Annotated in this window: 14 protein-coding genes; 5 read left to right on the plus strand and 9 right to left on the minus strand. The window is 69.2% G+C overall.

The features are described 5' to 3' along the window. Nucleotides 1-164: 164 nt before the first annotated feature. The 5 genes from D7006_RS13160 to D7006_RS13180 form a co-directional block, all read right to left on the minus strand. On the minus strand, nucleotides 165-2252 hold the full coding sequence (locus tag D7006_RS13160) for a bifunctional diguanylate cyclase/phosphodiesterase (protein ID WP_237353299.1): 2088 nt from the start codon (nucleotides 2250-2252) through the stop codon (nucleotides 165-167). Between the two features lie 489 nt (nucleotides 2253-2741). Next, complete coding sequence (locus tag D7006_RS13165; RefSeq protein ID WP_229644746.1) at nucleotides 2742-3089, minus strand: STAS domain-containing protein; 348 nt, start codon at nucleotides 3087-3089, stop codon at nucleotides 2742-2744. A gap of 143 nt (nucleotides 3090-3232) precedes the next feature. After that, the gene (locus D7006_RS13170) at nucleotides 3233-4288 is read right to left on the minus strand and encodes a hypothetical protein (RefSeq protein ID WP_237353300.1); all 1056 of its coding nucleotides are present in this window, start codon (nucleotides 4286-4288) and stop codon (nucleotides 3233-3235) included. A gap of 152 nt (nucleotides 4289-4440) precedes the next feature. After that, nucleotides 4441-4698 (minus strand): zinc ribbon domain-containing protein, encoded by a 258-nt coding sequence (locus D7006_RS13175; protein ID WP_309298272.1) that lies wholly within the window; start codon nucleotides 4696-4698, stop codon nucleotides 4441-4443. A gap of 143 nt (nucleotides 4699-4841) precedes the next feature. Further along, complete coding sequence (locus D7006_RS13180) at nucleotides 4842-5660, minus strand: indole-3-glycerol-phosphate synthase (RefSeq protein WP_237353301.1); 819 nt, start codon at nucleotides 5658-5660, stop codon at nucleotides 4842-4844. 219 nt (nucleotides 5661-5879) lie between these two features. On the opposite strand from D7006_RS13180, the gene D7006_RS13185 reads away from it, so the two are divergent. The 3 genes from D7006_RS13185 (at nucleotide 5880) to D7006_RS13195 (ending at nucleotide 7379) form a co-directional block, all read left to right on the plus strand. Then, nucleotides 5880-6212: a Rieske 2Fe-2S domain-containing protein gene (locus D7006_RS13185; RefSeq protein WP_169119999.1), complete on the plus strand. Its 333-nt coding sequence runs from the start codon at nucleotides 5880-5882 to the stop codon at nucleotides 6210-6212. Nucleotides 6213-6296: 84 nt separating this feature from the next. After that, nucleotides 6297-7004 carry an SDR family NAD(P)-dependent oxidoreductase gene (locus D7006_RS13190; protein ID WP_229644750.1) on the plus strand — a complete coding sequence of 236 codons (708 nt, stop codon included), beginning with the start codon at nucleotides 6297-6299 and terminating at the stop codon, nucleotides 7002-7004. 87 nt (nucleotides 7005-7091) lie between these two features. Continuing rightward, nucleotides 7092-7379 (plus strand): helix-turn-helix transcriptional regulator, encoded by a 288-nt coding sequence (locus D7006_RS13195; protein WP_169119987.1) that lies wholly within the window; start codon nucleotides 7092-7094, stop codon nucleotides 7377-7379. Between the two features lie 334 nt (nucleotides 7380-7713). On the opposite strand, the gene D7006_RS13200 is transcribed toward D7006_RS13195, so the two are convergent. The 3 genes from D7006_RS13200 to D7006_RS13210 form a co-directional block, all read right to left on the minus strand. Further along, entirely contained in the window at nucleotides 7714-8379 is a 666-nt protein-coding gene (locus D7006_RS13200; protein ID WP_237353302.1) for an O-methyltransferase, read from the minus strand. A gap of 72 nt (nucleotides 8380-8451) precedes the next feature. Next, nucleotides 8452-8883 carry a DUF6163 family protein gene (locus tag D7006_RS13205; RefSeq protein ID WP_169119983.1) on the minus strand — a complete coding sequence of 144 codons (432 nt, stop codon included), beginning with the start codon at nucleotides 8881-8883 and terminating at the stop codon, nucleotides 8452-8454. Further along, on the minus strand, nucleotides 8880-9950 hold the full coding sequence (locus D7006_RS13210) for an enoyl-CoA hydratase/isomerase family protein (protein WP_237353303.1): 1071 nt from the start codon (nucleotides 9948-9950) through the stop codon (nucleotides 8880-8882). Before D7006_RS13210 ends, D7006_RS13205 begins: the two co-directional genes overlap by 4 nt. A gap of 242 nt (nucleotides 9951-10192) precedes the next feature. On the opposite strand from D7006_RS13210, the gene hemB reads away from it, so the two are divergent. Together hemB and D7006_RS13220 are read left to right on the plus strand one after the other, a co-directional pair. Beyond that, nucleotides 10193-11239, plus strand: a complete 1047-nt coding sequence (hemB, locus tag D7006_RS13215; RefSeq protein ID WP_169119979.1) for a porphobilinogen synthase — start codon at nucleotides 10193-10195, stop codon at nucleotides 11237-11239. Nucleotides 11240-11261: 22 nt separating this feature from the next. After that, nucleotides 11262-12530: a threonine ammonia-lyase gene (locus tag D7006_RS13220; RefSeq protein WP_237353304.1), complete on the plus strand. Its 1269-nt coding sequence runs from the start codon at nucleotides 11262-11264 to the stop codon at nucleotides 12528-12530. A 398-nt stretch (nucleotides 12531-12928) separates the two neighbouring features. On the opposite strand, the gene purB is transcribed toward D7006_RS13220, so the two are convergent. Next, on the minus strand, nucleotides 12929-14236 hold the full coding sequence (gene purB / locus D7006_RS13225; RefSeq protein WP_229644759.1) for an adenylosuccinate lyase: 1308 nt from the start codon (nucleotides 14234-14236) through the stop codon (nucleotides 12929-12931). Nucleotides 14237-14257: the final 21 nt, after the last annotated feature.

A 14257-nucleotide genomic window follows, 5' to 3' on the forward strand; every position in this document is an offset into this window, starting at 1 on the left:
GCGCTGGGCGAGGCCGGCTCCGCTTGCTGTTCGGCAATTCCCCGTCCTTGTCGGCAGGCGGGGCGGCTGAGGCAAGGCCAAATGCATGCCGGAACGCCGCAGCTGTGGTGCTTACAGCGCGCATATATTTCGTGTAAAGAAAATTATCTTATCTGATGGAAAGATCAGGCCCGCGCCGCGCCGCCCGCGCTGGCCTGCAGCGTCTCGTCCTGCCGACGCAGCATGTCGATGGCGGCGGCGATGGGGAGCGGCGGGGCGAACAGGTAGCCCTGGGCGGTCGGCATCCCGATGGCGCGCAGGAAGCGCAGCTGCTCCCGCGTCTCCACCCCCTCCGCAGTCACGTTGATGCGGAGCGACTGGGCGAGCTTGAGCTTGTGCTCGATGACCGCCGCCACGTCCGGATCGGTGCAGGCCTTCAGCGTGAAGGAGCGGTCGATCTTGATGCGGCTGATGGGAAAGCGGCTGACATGGTGCAGCGAGGCGTAGCCTGTGCCGTAATCATCGAGGGCGATGCCGACCCCGAGCGCGCGCAGCGCTTCGAACGTGCGGCTCAGCTCCGACGCGGTGTTGAGCACGATGGTCTCCGGCACCTCGATCTCCAGCCGCGCGGGATCGAAGCGAGTCTCCTGGAGGATGGTCGCGACCTGCTCGGCGAAGTCCGGCGCCTTCATGGTGGCGGGGGCGATATTCACGGAGATGGACATGCCAGGCAGGGCCGCCGCCTCGATGCAGGCGCGGCGCATGCCGTAGAGGTCCAGCCCGGCGATGATGTGCATCTCCTCGGCCATGGCGATGAACTGGGCCGGCAGCAGGCGGCCGAGCCGGGGATGGTCCCAGCGCAGCAGCGTCTCGAAGCCGACCACGCGCCCGCTCACCACGTCCACCTGCGGCTGATAGGAGATGACCAGCTCGCCCCGCTCCAGCGCCCCGCCGAGGGCGCTTTCGATCTCGCGGCGGGCATTGCGCTCGCTCTCGAGCTGCGTGTCGAAGCGGCAGAGGGTGTCGCCGCCGGTATCCTTGGCCCGGTAGAGCGCAATGTCGGCCCGCCGCATCAGGTCGCTGGCGGAAACCGCATCCTGCGGCGCCTCCGCGACGCCGATGGAGGCCGAGACGCGGATTTCCCCGGCGCCATCCGGAACGGGCGGCTTCAGCTCCGCCCGCAGGCGATTGAGAACCTCGTCGATTTCGCCGGGGTGCGCGGCCGGGAAAAAGGCGACGAACTCGTCGCCGCCGAACCGCCCCACCACGCCACGCTCGCCGATGGCGGTGGCGATGCGGCCCGCGACCGCCTTCAGCAGCAGGTCGCCGGCGCCGTGGCCTGCGGTGTCGTTGATGAGCTTGAAGTCGTCGAGGTCGATGAAGAGCAGCACCAGCCGCTGGTCGGACGCCAGGCCCGCGAGCGCCGATTCCAGCGCCTCGATGAAATAGCCGCGGTTGAACAGGCCCGTCAGATAGTCGCGCGAGGCCATCTCGCGGGCCTGCGCCTCGCTTTCGGCGAGGACGGCGGCGACCCGCATGGCGCGGAACATCATGACGAGGAAGGTCACCGAGAGCAGCGTGGTGAGCACCGCCAGTGCTGGCAGGGCATTGCGCAGCAGGCTCCGGCCGGGCTGGGCGCCGCGCCAGGCCAGTTCCGCCTCGGTGCCGTCATAGAGATTGGGGACGGCGGTGCCGACGCGGTCGGGATGGTTGGTGGCGCCGCGGCCGGTGCGCAATTGCACGTCGTGCAGATGGGCGGGCGCGGCGAGGCTCTGGAGCAGCGAATCGTCGAGCAGGTCCACCGTCACCGCCACCAGTGGCTGCGGCGCCTTGATGTCATCCGTCCGCTCCGAGAACGGGCGGGCCACCAGGATGCCGGCGCCGTCCTTGCTGGCGACGAGGCCGGCGCGGCCGGCGCGGCCCTCCGCCAGAGCCCGGGCAACGGCGGGGCGGATCCAGGCGTAGGCCTTGCGCTCGCCCGGCTTCCCGTTCTCGGACGAATAGAGCACGTCGCCGTTGGCGTCGGTGATGTAGATGAATTCGAGCCCGAACCCCTCGTTGAGCCGCCGGCCGAAGCGCTCGTGCAGCCGGGCGAGGTCGCCGGCCGCAAGCTGGGTCAGGACCTGCTTCTCGTCTTCCGAGGTGGCCATGGCCTGCTGGATGAGGGATTCATGGGCCTGCAGCGCCGCCAGAAGAGCCAGCCGCTCCCGCATGCCGGCCTTCTCGTCCTGCTTCATGCCGGCATAGATGAACACGCCGACGAGCCCCGCCACCAGAAGCGCGAGCGCAGCCAGCCCGGCCAGGAGCGGAATGTGGACGTGACGGCCGGACGGGCGAGAAATGACGACACCCTCCCTGGAACCTCGTTCCAGATCGAAAATGCCGCGCTGAGAGCCGGAATTGACGCCGCGCGGCAGAAAATGCGGCTGTGACGGCCGGATTTATCTCTATGTCCGATAGATTTGGACCTTGCGCAAGGTTGTTTCGACCTTCTCCAAATCCGTGCCGCCGACCGGCGAGCGAGCAACCATCGGGGTTCAACCAGGGGGACGTCTTCCGCCTCGACGGCAATCTATACTGACGCAGCGACAGGGGCCGTCACGGCGCCCGGCGCGGCGCGGGGCGCGCATTCACCTTGCAGTGCAGCACCTTGCACTGCACACGCCGGATGGTGGCGGCAAAAAACAACGCCGCCCGGCTGAGGATGTCCCAGCCGGGCGGCGAAGTATTACCCAAGGTGAAGCCGCCGACGGCGGCGGCTTTCAGCTGGCGGCAGGCACCAGGAAGCGGTCGGCATCGGCGCGCGTGGCGACGATTTCGGTCAGCTCTCCGACGCCGGTGGTGAGCAGCACGCGCTCCACCTGCGGGTCGCAGTTGAACAGCACCAGCTTGCCGCCGCGCTTGTAGAGGGACTTGGCGTTGGCGAGGATGAGGCGGATGCCGATGGAGGCGAGGAAGGTCACGCCCGCCATGTCCACCAGCGCCACATGGGCATGGCTCGCCAGGGCGCTGAAGGTGGTCTCGATTTCCGCCGCGCCGGCAATGTCCATGCGGCCGGCGAGGGAAATGACGATCTGCCCGGGTTCGAGCGGAGTGGAATCGAGCTTCATGGCGGTCCGCCGTGGTTCGCTGAGCCGTGCGCCCGCAACCGGTGCGATTGCGGGCTATCCGGCTCCTCTTCCCACCCGGCCTTTACAGTTTTGTGACAGCGCGCCGGGGCGGCCCGCCTGCCCCGGCAGCGCGGGGCGGGCGGTCAGCCGAGGGCAGCAATGCGTGCGTCCAGCGCCTCGCCCACCGGAAGGTCCGCCACCTCTTCCACCGCGAGGCCGCCGCCCGCGAGATGATGGACCATGGGGAAGAAGCGCCCGGCGCAGCCCTCGCTCTTCGCCAGCATGTCAGTCCAGAGCCGGTCGAAGGTGTCGAGCACCGGCCCGAGTGGCGCCACGGGAAGCTGCTGGCCGGAATAGCGCGGGAATTTGTTGGTCAGCTTCTTCCAGTCGTCCTTGAGCGCGTCGCGCAGCACGGGGTCAGCGGTGAGGCGGGCATCACGGCCGCCGCGCTCGTAGGTGGCGCGGGTTTCCATCAAGGAGAGGAGCAGCGCGTTGGACCGGCTCCGCAGCAGCGGCCGCAGGCGTTCCACGAACAGCTTGCGCAGCGCATCCACATAGTCCGGATCGGAAAGGCCGACCTCCTGGCCGCCCACTGCGGGACCGGGGGCGAACTTCGCCGCCGCCGTGGCGAAGCGTTCTGCCGGCCAGTCCCCAGCCGGGCGGGAGGTGAGGAGCAGGACAATGCCGGGCGGGATCGCTCCAGGGCCGGGCAGGAGCGCGAGGGCCTCAGCATCCGCCCCTTCCAGCCCGTCGATGCAGACCAGCAGGCGCTTGGCCCCCTGCCCCGTTGCCGCCCCGGCGAGCGCCGCGAGCCAGCCGGCGAAGGTGTCCGGACTGGCGGATGCCCCCGACGCGTCCGGCGCGGGACACGCGAATTCGGCCTCAAACGCTGCCTTCAGCGCCTCGACCAGCGCCGCCGGGCTCGCGTCTGCCGCAAGGCCCACGGCGATGGCGCGGGCGCCGCTGGAGATGGCGCTGTCGATGCCCTCAGGACTGCCGTCGTTGGCGGTCCGCCGGGCGATGATGCCGCGCACGAACCGCGTCTTGCCGGCGCCGGCAGGCATCCGCAGCCAATAGAGGCCGCTTTCATGGCTGACAAGGAAGGAGCGGAACGGGGTCCGCACATGGGCGGGGGACACGTAGTCCGAGTCGGTCTCAAGGGAGAGCGGGAACGGCTGGGCTGTCAGCTGTGCTGTCATGGGAGGCTCCGGGGCGAGAGCATGGATCGCCTTCCGGCCGCTCTCGGTCCCGGCGGGTTTCGGCCAACAATCCAGACAGGAAACCCCAAGCATTTAGCGTGCCCCGGCCGGATCGCCGGGGGCACGTCGCCCGCCGCCCTGCCCGCGGCGCCTCAGCGCTTGCGGTCGCCGCCGGCGAAATTGCTGGTGTGGCCTTCCTTCGTCGCCTGCGCGCGCCAGGCCTTGGCCACCGCCTTCAGCTTCTGGTCGGGCGCGATGCGCGACACCATCTGCTCCGCGCGGGTGCTGCCGCACGACGGGCAGACGGGCGTGTCGGACGACGAGATGAGGAGTTCGAACTCCTTGTCGCAATCGGGACAATGGAAATTGTAGAGCGGCACGCCGAGCCTCCTGTCCTGTTCCGGGGGCACGTCCGCGCGTCCGGCGCAAGTCCTTGAAAGACCACGCGCAAGCCGCTGCCGACGTGCTGCGGCGCCGCGCTGCCGCCGTCGCCCGGTAGCGCGCGCCGGCTTCTGCCAAGCAGGAAGTGGGCCAGATGGCGGAGGAGCGTCCGTCAGCCCACGGTCTCGATGCCGAGCACCTTCTCCAGTACCCCGGCGGGGTCTTCATCCAGCATCAGGGACGTGCCCATGAGCAGCGCCTTGGCGCCGGCCGTGGCGAGCCGCTCCCGGTCTTCCGCCGTGCCGAGGCCGCCTTCCGCCACCACGAAGGCCTTTTCCGGCGGGATCAGCGGGATCAGCGCCTCGCAGGTGCCGGGCACGAGCTCGAAGGTGTGGATGTTGCGGTTGGTGACGCAGATGAGGTCCGACCCCGCCGCCAGCGCCGCTTCCACATCGGCGGGGGTATGCACCTGAACCAGCACGTCGAGGGCAATGGAGGCGGCGCGCTCGCGATAGGCGGGAAGGTCCGGCCCCAGCAGCGCCGCCGAGAGCACCACCGCATCCGCGCCGGCGAGCCGCGCCTCAAGGATCTGGTATACGTCGTAGATGATGTCCTGGGCGAGGATGGTCAGGTCCACCGCGCCGCGCACGGTGGCGAGGTCCGAATAGGAGCCGCGGAAGGATTGCCGCTCCACCGCCACCGAAAGGGCCGCCGCGCCCACCGCCTCGAAATCCTCGGCCAGCGCCTTGTAGGGCACCATGGTCTTCAATGCCGGCTCGAACGGCGAGCCGCCCTTCAGCTCGCAGATGATGCCGGGCTTGCCGGTGGCCCGGAAGGCGGCGGCGAGCGCGCCCTGGAAGCCGCGGGTCATGGGCATCTCGCCCACCTTGCCCTGGATCTGGCCCAGCGAGCGGCGGGCCTTGGCCTTGGCGAGCTGGTCGCGGCGCTGGAGGAGAAACGGCTTCAGCCGGCTGCTTTCGGGCAGGATCATGAAAGAACGTCCACGGCAAAGGAGGCAGAGAAACGAGGCGCGCTAACGAACGGGACCAAACGCCCCGATTTGAAAAAGTCGCTTCAGCTTCACAGATTTCGCGCGCTTTGGCCATGCCGCTTTCGCACCGCGGCAGAGGCGGCGGCGCGGTTGGCCCTTTCCTCTCGCAGCGCAACGCGCGATGATCCGCCCATTCTTTGCTTGATCGAGTTTTTGAAGATGTTCACGCGCGTCTGCAAAGCGGAAACCGTTGCCGAAGGTGGCATGCGGCTGGTGATCGCCGACAATCACCTCATCGTCCTCGCCTGGCCCGACAATGGGGAGATCCGCGCCTTCCAGGGCGTCTGCCCCCATTCGAACGCGCCGCTCAACGAGGCGGAGTTCGACGGCACCGTCCTCGTCTGCCCCATCCACCGCTGGACCTGGGACCTGAATTCCGGCGCCCCCCTCGAGCCGCAGGAAAGCGCGCTCGCGGAATATCCGGTGAAGGTGGAAGATGGCGTCGTCTATATCGACACGGAAGGCATAGAGCCCCTGTTCGCCGCGCCCTGAGAGCGCCGCAGCCAGCCCAGACAATCAGTGGAGGCGCCGCGCCGGGTGCATGGCCGGGGCGCGGCCAAAGCCGGAGTTCGACCCGTGACAGATGAGACCGCCGCCCAGACCGCCATCATCGTCGGCGCAGGCAAGGGGCTGTCCGCCTCCCTCGCCCGCCGCCTCGCCCGCGAGGGCTTTCGCGTCGCCCTCGTGGCGCGCGACGTGGACAAGCTCGCCCCCCTCGTCGCCGAGACCGGGGCACGCGCCTACGCCGCCGACGCACAGAACGCGCCCGCCATCGAAGGCGTCTTCGCCGAGGTGGACAAGGCCTTCGGCCCGCCCGACCTCGTGGTGTTCAACGCCTCCATGCGCTACCGCGGCCCGGTGGAGGTGCTGGACCCGGCCGACGTGATGGAGGCCTATTCCGTCGGCGCCTTCGCCGGCTTCCTCACCGCGCAGGCCGCGACGCGGCGCATGCTGGCGCGGGGACAGGGCTCCCTCTTCTTCACCGGCGCCACCGCCAGCGTGAAGGCCATGCCCCATTCGGTGCCCTTCGCCATGGCGAAGTTCGCCCTGCGTGCGCTGGCGCAGGGCCTCGCGCGCGAACTCGGCCCGCGCGGCATCCATGTGGCGCACTTCATCCTCGACGGCGGCATCGCCTCGTCCTGGGCGACGGCGGGAGAGCCAGGTCCGGCGGACAAGTGGCTCGATCCCGACGCCATCGCCGAGACCTACCTGTCCGTCCACCGCCAGCACCGCTCGGCCTGGACCTGCGAGCTGGACCTGCGGCCATGGGTGGAGAAGTTCTGAAGCCCCTGCGTTAAGCCTGCCGCCGCCCGTGCATTGTGGCGGGCGGGGCGGCATGCCATCTTCCGGTCCCAACGACGGGAGGATTTCGTGCCGCATTCCATGGTCAACGGCCGCCAGATCAAGGCCGGCCGCGCCCTGCTCGGCTGGTCGCGCAAGGATCTGGCCGAGCGCACCGGCGTGACCGCCGACACCGTGAAGGTGGTTGAGCAGGATGCCGTCACGCTGGAAGCCCTCGCCTCCACGCGCACCCGGCTGTGCGCCACGCTCGAGGCCGAGGGCATCAATTTCCTGAACGGCGGCGGCATGGGCGTGCAGATCGTTCCCAAGGACGAGGGCATCCGCGCCGAAGACCTCAACGCCTCCAACGACGACTGACGAGCCCCATGATCCTGCACAATTTCGCCGCCCGCCACTGGATCATCGTGGCGATCATCCTCGTCATCGCGACGCTCGCCTATCTCGGCAGCTGGTCCTGATCGGCTGATCGCGGACGCGGAAGGGCATCTCCGCAATCACCTTCGTCATGGCCGGGCTTGTCCCGGCCATCCACGTGGTCAGGCCGGGCAAGCTTCCTGTGAGCATCGCGCCATCGGCCCGACGTGGATGCCCGGGACAAGCCCGGGCATGACGGCTTGAAGGCGGATAAAGACGCGCCTTCGCTCGTCATTCGTGCCCGATTCCCAAGCCCTCGTGGACCGGGCCCCTCCCCTCACTTCACCAGCAGCAGCGCGAAGCCGTCATAACCTTTGGTGCCGACGGTCTGCACCGCCGTGGCGGTGAGGCGCGGTTCGGCGCCGGCGATCTCGTAGGTGCGGCGGATGCCGTTGACCGAGGCGTCCTCGCTTTCGGCATCGAGCACCCGGCCGGCGCGCACCACGTTGTCGCAGACGATGAGCGTGCCCGGCCGCGACAGGCGCAGCGCCCAGTCGAGATAGGCCGGATTGCTCGGCTTGTCGGCGTCGATGAAGATGAGGTCGAACGGCCCCGCCCCTTCCGCCGCCAGCACCGGCAGCGTCTCGATGGCCGGGGCGACGCGCAGGTCGATGCGCTCGGCCAAGCCGGCGCGGGCGAAATTGGCGCGGGCGACGGCGGCGTGGTGGGCGTCCGCCTCCAGCGTCACCACCGTCCCGTCCTCGGGCAGAGCCCGGGCGAGGAAGATGGTGCTGTAGCCGCCCAGCGTGCCGATTTCGAGGATGCGCCGCGCACCCATCATGCGGGCGAAGATGTGGAGCATCTGCCCCTGCGCCGCCGAGACGCTGATGGCCGGCAGGCCCGCTTGCTCACAGGCGGCCTGCACGTCGTCGAGCACCGGATCGGCCGGCAGCAACTGCTCAACGATGAAGGCGTCCATCTCCTCCCAGAGTGGCGAATGCATGTCCCTCTCCCACGATCATTGCCGGCGCAATGAATACCGCTTGCATGAAGGATTTGCGTCGGCTGTCCGGGTTCAATCCTGGTCGCTCTCCCGCGCGGCGCGGATGGATAGCACGGCATAGGCCACCACCAGCGCCAGCTCCACCAGCGTGAACAGCATCAGCCGTGTCATGCCGGCCGGCGCCCATACGCCGAGCACCACCTGAGTCAGTGTCGCGAGTAGCCAGAGCACGATGGCCCAGCCGGCGCGCAGCCAGAGCCCGACGCCGGCGATGGGATCGATGATCGCCGCCCAGATCACCGCCGCCTGCGCGGCCATGGGCATGGCTTCGAAGCGGCTCGCCGGCCCGTCGCCGATGCCGAGGATCACCGCCCAGTGGATGATGCCTTCCAGCAGCAGAAAGGCCGCGACGCCGCGCAGGAACAGGAACAGCCGCCGCCGCCAGGGCGAGAGATTTTCCCATTGGGCTCGGGCGCTGGCGTCGATGGGATCGTAATGACTCATGTGCCGGGGGCCAGAAGTTCCAGTTCGTCGGGTATGGGATCGAAATGCGCCGCGATGACGGCCGGGTCCACCTCCGCCAGGGTCGCCGGCTGCCATTGGGGGGCGTTGTCACGATCAACGAGGACCGCGCGCACGCCTTCGTAGAAATCATGCCCCGCCGCGACGCGGTTCACCACCCGGAATTCCAGCTTCAGGCAGTCACCCAGCTCCAGCTCCGGCCCGCGCCGCATCTGCTCCATGGTGATGGAGAGGCTGGTGGGCGACTTGCCGGCGATGTCGGTGAGGAGCGTGGTGGCGAACGCCGCATGGGGTCCCTCGCCCTCCGCCACCGCCTGCAGCGCGCCGAGAATGCCGGCGAGGTGGCCCCGCCCGAAGGCGTCGGCGATGAAGTCCGCGCGATCGGCGAAGGCGCCGGGGCCGGGCTCGATGCGATGGTCGGCGATGATGCGCTCCACATCGCCGCCCGCGCACAGCGCCTCCTCCAGCGCCGGGAAGGCGGCGCTCGGCACCACGTCGGTCGCGAGGCCGCAGGCGAAGGCCTCGGCGGCGCGGATGCGCGTGCCGGTCAGCGCCAGGAACACGCCGAAAGCGCCCGGCAGGCGCGGCAGCACATGGGTGCCGCCCACGTCCGGGAACAGGCCGATATTCACCTCCGGCATGGCGAACAGATACTTGTCGCCCGCCACACGGTGCGCGCCATGGGCCGAGAGGCCGAAGCCGCCGCCCATGCAGATGCCGTCGACCAGCGCCACATAGGGCTTGGGGAAGCTGCCGATATAGTCGTTGAGGACATATTCCTCGCGCCAGAACTGCAGCGATTCGGCGGTGTTGCCGGCGCGGCCGAGGTCGTAGAGGGAGCGCACGTCGCCGCCGGCGCAGAAGGCCTTCTCGCCCGCCGCCTTGATGACCACGCGGGTGACGGCCGGGTCCTGCGCCCATTGCCGCAGGCGCGGCAGTATCTCGCGCACCATGGAGAGGTTGAGCGCGTTGAGCGCCTTCGGACGGTTGAGGGTGATGACCCCGGCTTCGCCCTTCACCTCGAGCAGGACTTCAGGCTCCGTGGTCATTCATCCCTCCCCGTTCCGCCCCCGCCGCTGAGCGACGGTCGTTGCCGGCAGGGTTAGACGCGGCCGGAGGGAGCGTCAACGCGAGCCGGCGCACCGTGGCCGTGCGGCTGCGCACACGCTGAACGTGCACGCACGGGTGAACTTGCCGTGACGCTCCGCCGCGTCCCCTCGCGGGCGGAGGTCGGCGGGTCTATAAGGTCGGCTTGGCGCCCCTTCGCGGGCGAACGAAGAACGAGCGCATCATGCCCCTCTCCAAGCCCCGCCTGCATGCCGTTTCCGAAGCCGAAGCCACCGCCAGCCGGCTCGGCCTCGTCCACCGCCCCCGGCGGAACCGGAAGACGGACTGGGCGCGCCGGCTGGTGCGCGAGGCGACGCTCACCGTCGACGACCTGATCTGGCCGATCTTCGTCATGAACGGGCAGGCCACCCGGACCCCCATTCCGTCCATGCCCGGCGTCGAGCGCCTGACGGTGGACGAGGCGGTGCGCGCGGCCGAGATGGCGGCAAAGCTGAAGATCCCGGCCCTCGCCATCTTCCCCTATATCGACCCCTCCCGTCGCGACCCCACCGGCAGCGAGGCGCTGAACGACAACAATCTCGTCTGCCAGACGCTCCGCGCCATCAAGGCCGAAATTCCCAACCTCGGCCTCATCACCGACGTGGCGCTCGACCCCTTCACCAGCCACGGCCATGACGGCCTGCTGGAGGATGGCCGCATCCTCAATGACGAGACGGTGGAACTCCTCGTGCGTCAGGCGCTGGTGCAGGCCGAGGCCGGGGCGGACGTGATCGCCCCCTCGGACATGATGGACGGCCGTGTCGGCGCCATCCGCGCCGGGCTCGACGCCAACGGCTTTGAGGACGTGCAGATCATGTCCTATGCGGCGAAGTACGCTTCCGCCTTCTACGGCCCGTTCCGCGACGCCATCGGCACCGCCAAGACCCTCTCGGGCGACAAGCGCACCTATCAGATGGACCCCGGCAATGGCCTGGAGGCCATCCGCGAGGCCGCCCTCGACGTGGAGGAAGGCGCGGACATGCTGATGGTGAAGCCCGGTTTGCCCTATCTCGACATCGTGTGGCGGCTGAAGGAGGCCTTCGGCCTCCCGACCTTCGCCTATCAGGTGTCCGGCGAGTACGCGATGATCGAGGGCGCCATCCGCAACGGCTGGGTGGACGGCGACCGCATCGTCCCGGAGAGCCTGCTCGCCTTCAAGCGCGCCGGCGCCGACGGCATCCTCACCTATTTCGCGCCGCGCGTGGCGCAGGCCCTGGCCGAACGGGGCTGAAGCCCCTCGCGGGAGAAGACGAATGACCGTGCCCGCGACGGCGCTGGAAATCGAAACGCCTCGGGACCTGCCCGTCACCCTCGCCGATGTGGAGGGCGCGTGGCCGCTGGTCCGCGCCTCCGTGCTGCGCACGCCGACCCTGCGCGCCCCCCGCCTCTCCGCCTTCACCGGCGCCGAGGTCTATGTGAAGTACGAGAACCTTCAGGCCACCGCCTCCTTCAAGGAGCGCGGCGCGCTGGTGAAGCTCTCGCGCCTCACGCCGGAGGAAGCGCGGCGCGGCGCCGTCGCGATGTCGGCCGGCAACCATGCGCAGGCGGTGGCCTATCACGGCACGCGGCTCGGCATCTCCACCCTCATCGTGATGCCAGAGACGACGCCGCAGGTGAAGGTGGCCGCCACCGAGGCCTTCGGCGCCGAGGTGGTGCTGTTCGGTGAGACCGTGGCCGACGCCTATGAGGAGGCCGAGCGCATCTCCAAGGCGCAGGGCCGCGTCTTCGTCCACCCCTATGACGATGTGGACGTGATCGCCGGCCAGGGCTCCGTGGCGCTGGAGATGATCGAGGACGGGCCGGCCTTCGACGCCGTGCTGGTGCCCATCGGCGGCGGCGGGCTCATCGCCGGCATGGCAGTGGCCTTCGCCGGCCGCTCGCCTGCCACGCAGGTGGTGGGCGTCGAGACCCAGCTCTATCCCGCCATGTGGACCGCCATGACCGGCGAGGCCCGCCCCTGCGGTGGCCCGACGCTGGCCGAAGGCATCGCCGTGCGCAACGTGGGGGAGATCACCTCCCGCATTGTCCGGCGCCTCGTGCCCCATGTGGTGCTGGTGGACGAGACGGCGCTGGAGCGGGCGGTGAACGCCTTCCTCATGCATCAGAAGACACTGGCGGAAGGCGCGGGCGCCGCCGGCCTCGCCGCCCTCATCGCCGAGCCGGAGCGCTTCCGGGGCAAGACGGTGGGCCTCGTCGTCTCCGGCGGCAACATCGACCCGCGCATGATCGCCGGCATCCTGCTGCGCGAGCTGGAGCGGGAAGAGCGCATCGTCTCCTTCCGCCTCACCATCCTCGATCGGCCAGGCATGCTGGGGCGCATTGCAACCCTGCTCGGCAAGCTCGGCGCCAACATCCTGGAAGTGCACCACCGCCGCACCTTCCTCGACGTCCCCGCCAAGGGCACCCGCCTCGACCTCACGGTGGAAACGCGCGACCAGGCCCACGCCGAGCTGATCCAGAAGGCGCTGGAAGGCGAAGGGCTGCCGGTGCAACGGCTGGGGGCGGGTGGCGCGGACTGGTAGGGGGTCGGCCCTTACGCCGCCCTGTCAGCCAATGGGGCGTTCCCGTACGTTGTTCGCGTCATGCCCGGGCTCGTCCCGGGCATCCACGTCAGGCCGGCGCAACACTGCGCCGCAAGGTATCCCCGGCCAATCTACGTGGATGGCCGGGACAAGCCCGGCCATGACGGCAGCTCTTTTACCGGGACGCCTGCTCGCGCAGTCGCGGGCCGCCGAACCGCCCTCGCGCCCCGGACGCATGCAGCGATAGCGGAATACGAGCCGGGGGCCAGCGCAGGGGTTCGCCGAAGGCGCTTCCGAACCCGATGACCCTCGGATTTAGCTCGCTGCGCGGGTGTCTTGCGCTGGGCCCCGGATCCGCGCTCCGGCTATCGCCGTCGCTTGTCCGGGGCACAGCCCTCTCAAGCCCGACCGAACACCCGCTTGAAGATGTTGTCCACGTTCTTGAAGTGGTAGCCGAGGTCGAACTTCTCGTTGATGTCCTCCTCGGACAGATACTTGCGCACGTCCGCATCGTTGAGGAGGAAGGTGCGGAAGTCGCCCTCGCCGCGCCAGACGCGCATGGCGTTGCGCTGCACGAGACGATAGCTGTCCTCACGGCTGGCGCCCTTCTGGGTGAGGGCGAGGAGGACGCGCTGGGAGTGGATGAGGCCCCCCAGCTTGTCCATGTTCTTCTGCATGTTATCGGTGTGGACGACGAGCTTGTCCATCACGCCGGTGAGACGCGCGAGGGCGAAGTCCAGCGTCACGGTGGAGTCGGGCCCGATCATGCGCTCGACGGAGGAGTGGGAGATGTCCCGCTCGTGCCACAGGGCCACATTCTCCAGCGCCGGGGTCACATAGGCGCGCACCATGCGGGCAAGGCCGGTGAGGTTCTCGGTGAGCACCGGGTTGCGCTTGTGGGGCATGGCCGAGGAGCCCTTCTGCTCGGGGGAGAAATACTCCTCCGCCTCCAGCACCTCGGTGCGCTGAAGATGCCGCACCTCGGTGGCGAGCCGCTCCACGGAGGAGGCGACCACGCCGAGCACGGCGAAGAACATGGCGTGCCGGTCGCGCGGGATGACCTGGGTGGAGACGGTCTCCACCTTCAGCCCCATCTTTTCCGCCACATGGGCCTCAACCGCCGGGTCGATATGGGCGAAGGTGCCCACCGCGCCGGAGATGGCGCAGGTGGCGATCTCCTCCCGCGCCGCCACGAGGCGGGCGCGCGAGCGCTGGAACTCGGCTGCGGCGATGGCCAGCTTCACGCCGAAGGTGGTGGGCTCGGCATGGATGCCGTGGGAGCGGCCGACCGTGGGCGTCAACTTGAACTCGAACGCCCGGCGCTCCAGCACCGCAAGCAGCTTGTCCACGTCGGCGATCAGCAGGTCTGCCGCGCGGGCGAGCTGCACGGCGAGGCAGGTGTCCAGCACGTCCGATGACGTCATGCCCTGATGAACGAAGCGCGCTTCCGGCCCCACGAACTCGGCGAGATGGGTGAGGAAGGCGATGACGTCGTGCTTCACCTCGCGCTCGATGGCGTCGATGCGCTCCACGTCGAACTCGGCCTTGCCGCCCAGCTCCCAGATCTTGGCTGCGGCCTCCTTGGGGACGATGCCAAGCTCGGCCATGGCGTCGGCGGCATGGGCCTCGATCTCGAACCAGATGCGGAAGCGGGCCTCGGGGGACCAGATGGAGGCCATTTCCGGCCGGCTGTAACGCGGGATCATGGATCGATGCTCGTCAAAATG

It is taken from the genome of Xanthobacter sp. YC-JY1 (assembly GCF_021730305.1).
Taxonomy (GTDB): Bacteria; Pseudomonadota; Alphaproteobacteria; order Rhizobiales; family Xanthobacteraceae; genus Xanthobacter; species Xanthobacter flavus.

Excerpts from the sequence above, each read along its gene's own strand:
- D7006_RS13165 (WP_229644746.1), bottom strand. The coding sequence starts at position 3,089 with ATGAAGCTCGATTCCACTCCGCTCGAACCCGGGCAGATCGTCATTTCC.
- D7006_RS13170 (WP_237353300.1), bottom strand. The coding sequence starts at position 4,288 with ATGACAGCACAGCTGACAGCCCAGCCGTTCCCGCTCTCCCTTGAGACC.
- D7006_RS13180 (WP_237353301.1), bottom strand. The coding sequence starts at position 5,660 with ATGATCCTGCCCGAAAGCAGCCGGCTGAAGCCGTTTCTCCTCCAGCGC.
- D7006_RS13185 (WP_169119999.1), top strand. The coding sequence starts at position 5,880 with ATGTTCACGCGCGTCTGCAAAGCGGAAACCGTTGCCGAAGGTGGCATG.
- D7006_RS13200 (WP_237353302.1), bottom strand. The coding sequence starts at position 8,379 with ATGCATTCGCCACTCTGGGAGGAGATGGACGCCTTCATCGTTGAGCAG.
- D7006_RS13205 (WP_169119983.1), bottom strand. The coding sequence starts at position 8,883 with ATGAGTCATTACGATCCCATCGACGCCAGCGCCCGAGCCCAATGGGAA.
- D7006_RS13210 (WP_237353303.1), bottom strand. The coding sequence starts at position 9,950 with ATGACCACGGAGCCTGAAGTCCTGCTCGAGGTGAAGGGCGAAGCCGGG.
- hemB (WP_169119979.1), top strand. The coding sequence starts at position 10,193 with ATGCCCCTCTCCAAGCCCCGCCTGCATGCCGTTTCCGAAGCCGAAGCC.
- D7006_RS13220 (WP_237353304.1), top strand. The coding sequence starts at position 11,262 with ATGACCGTGCCCGCGACGGCGCTGGAAATCGAAACGCCTCGGGACCTG.
- purB (WP_229644759.1), bottom strand. The coding sequence starts at position 14,236 with ATGATCCCGCGTTACAGCCGGCCGGAAATGGCCTCCATCTGGTCCCCC.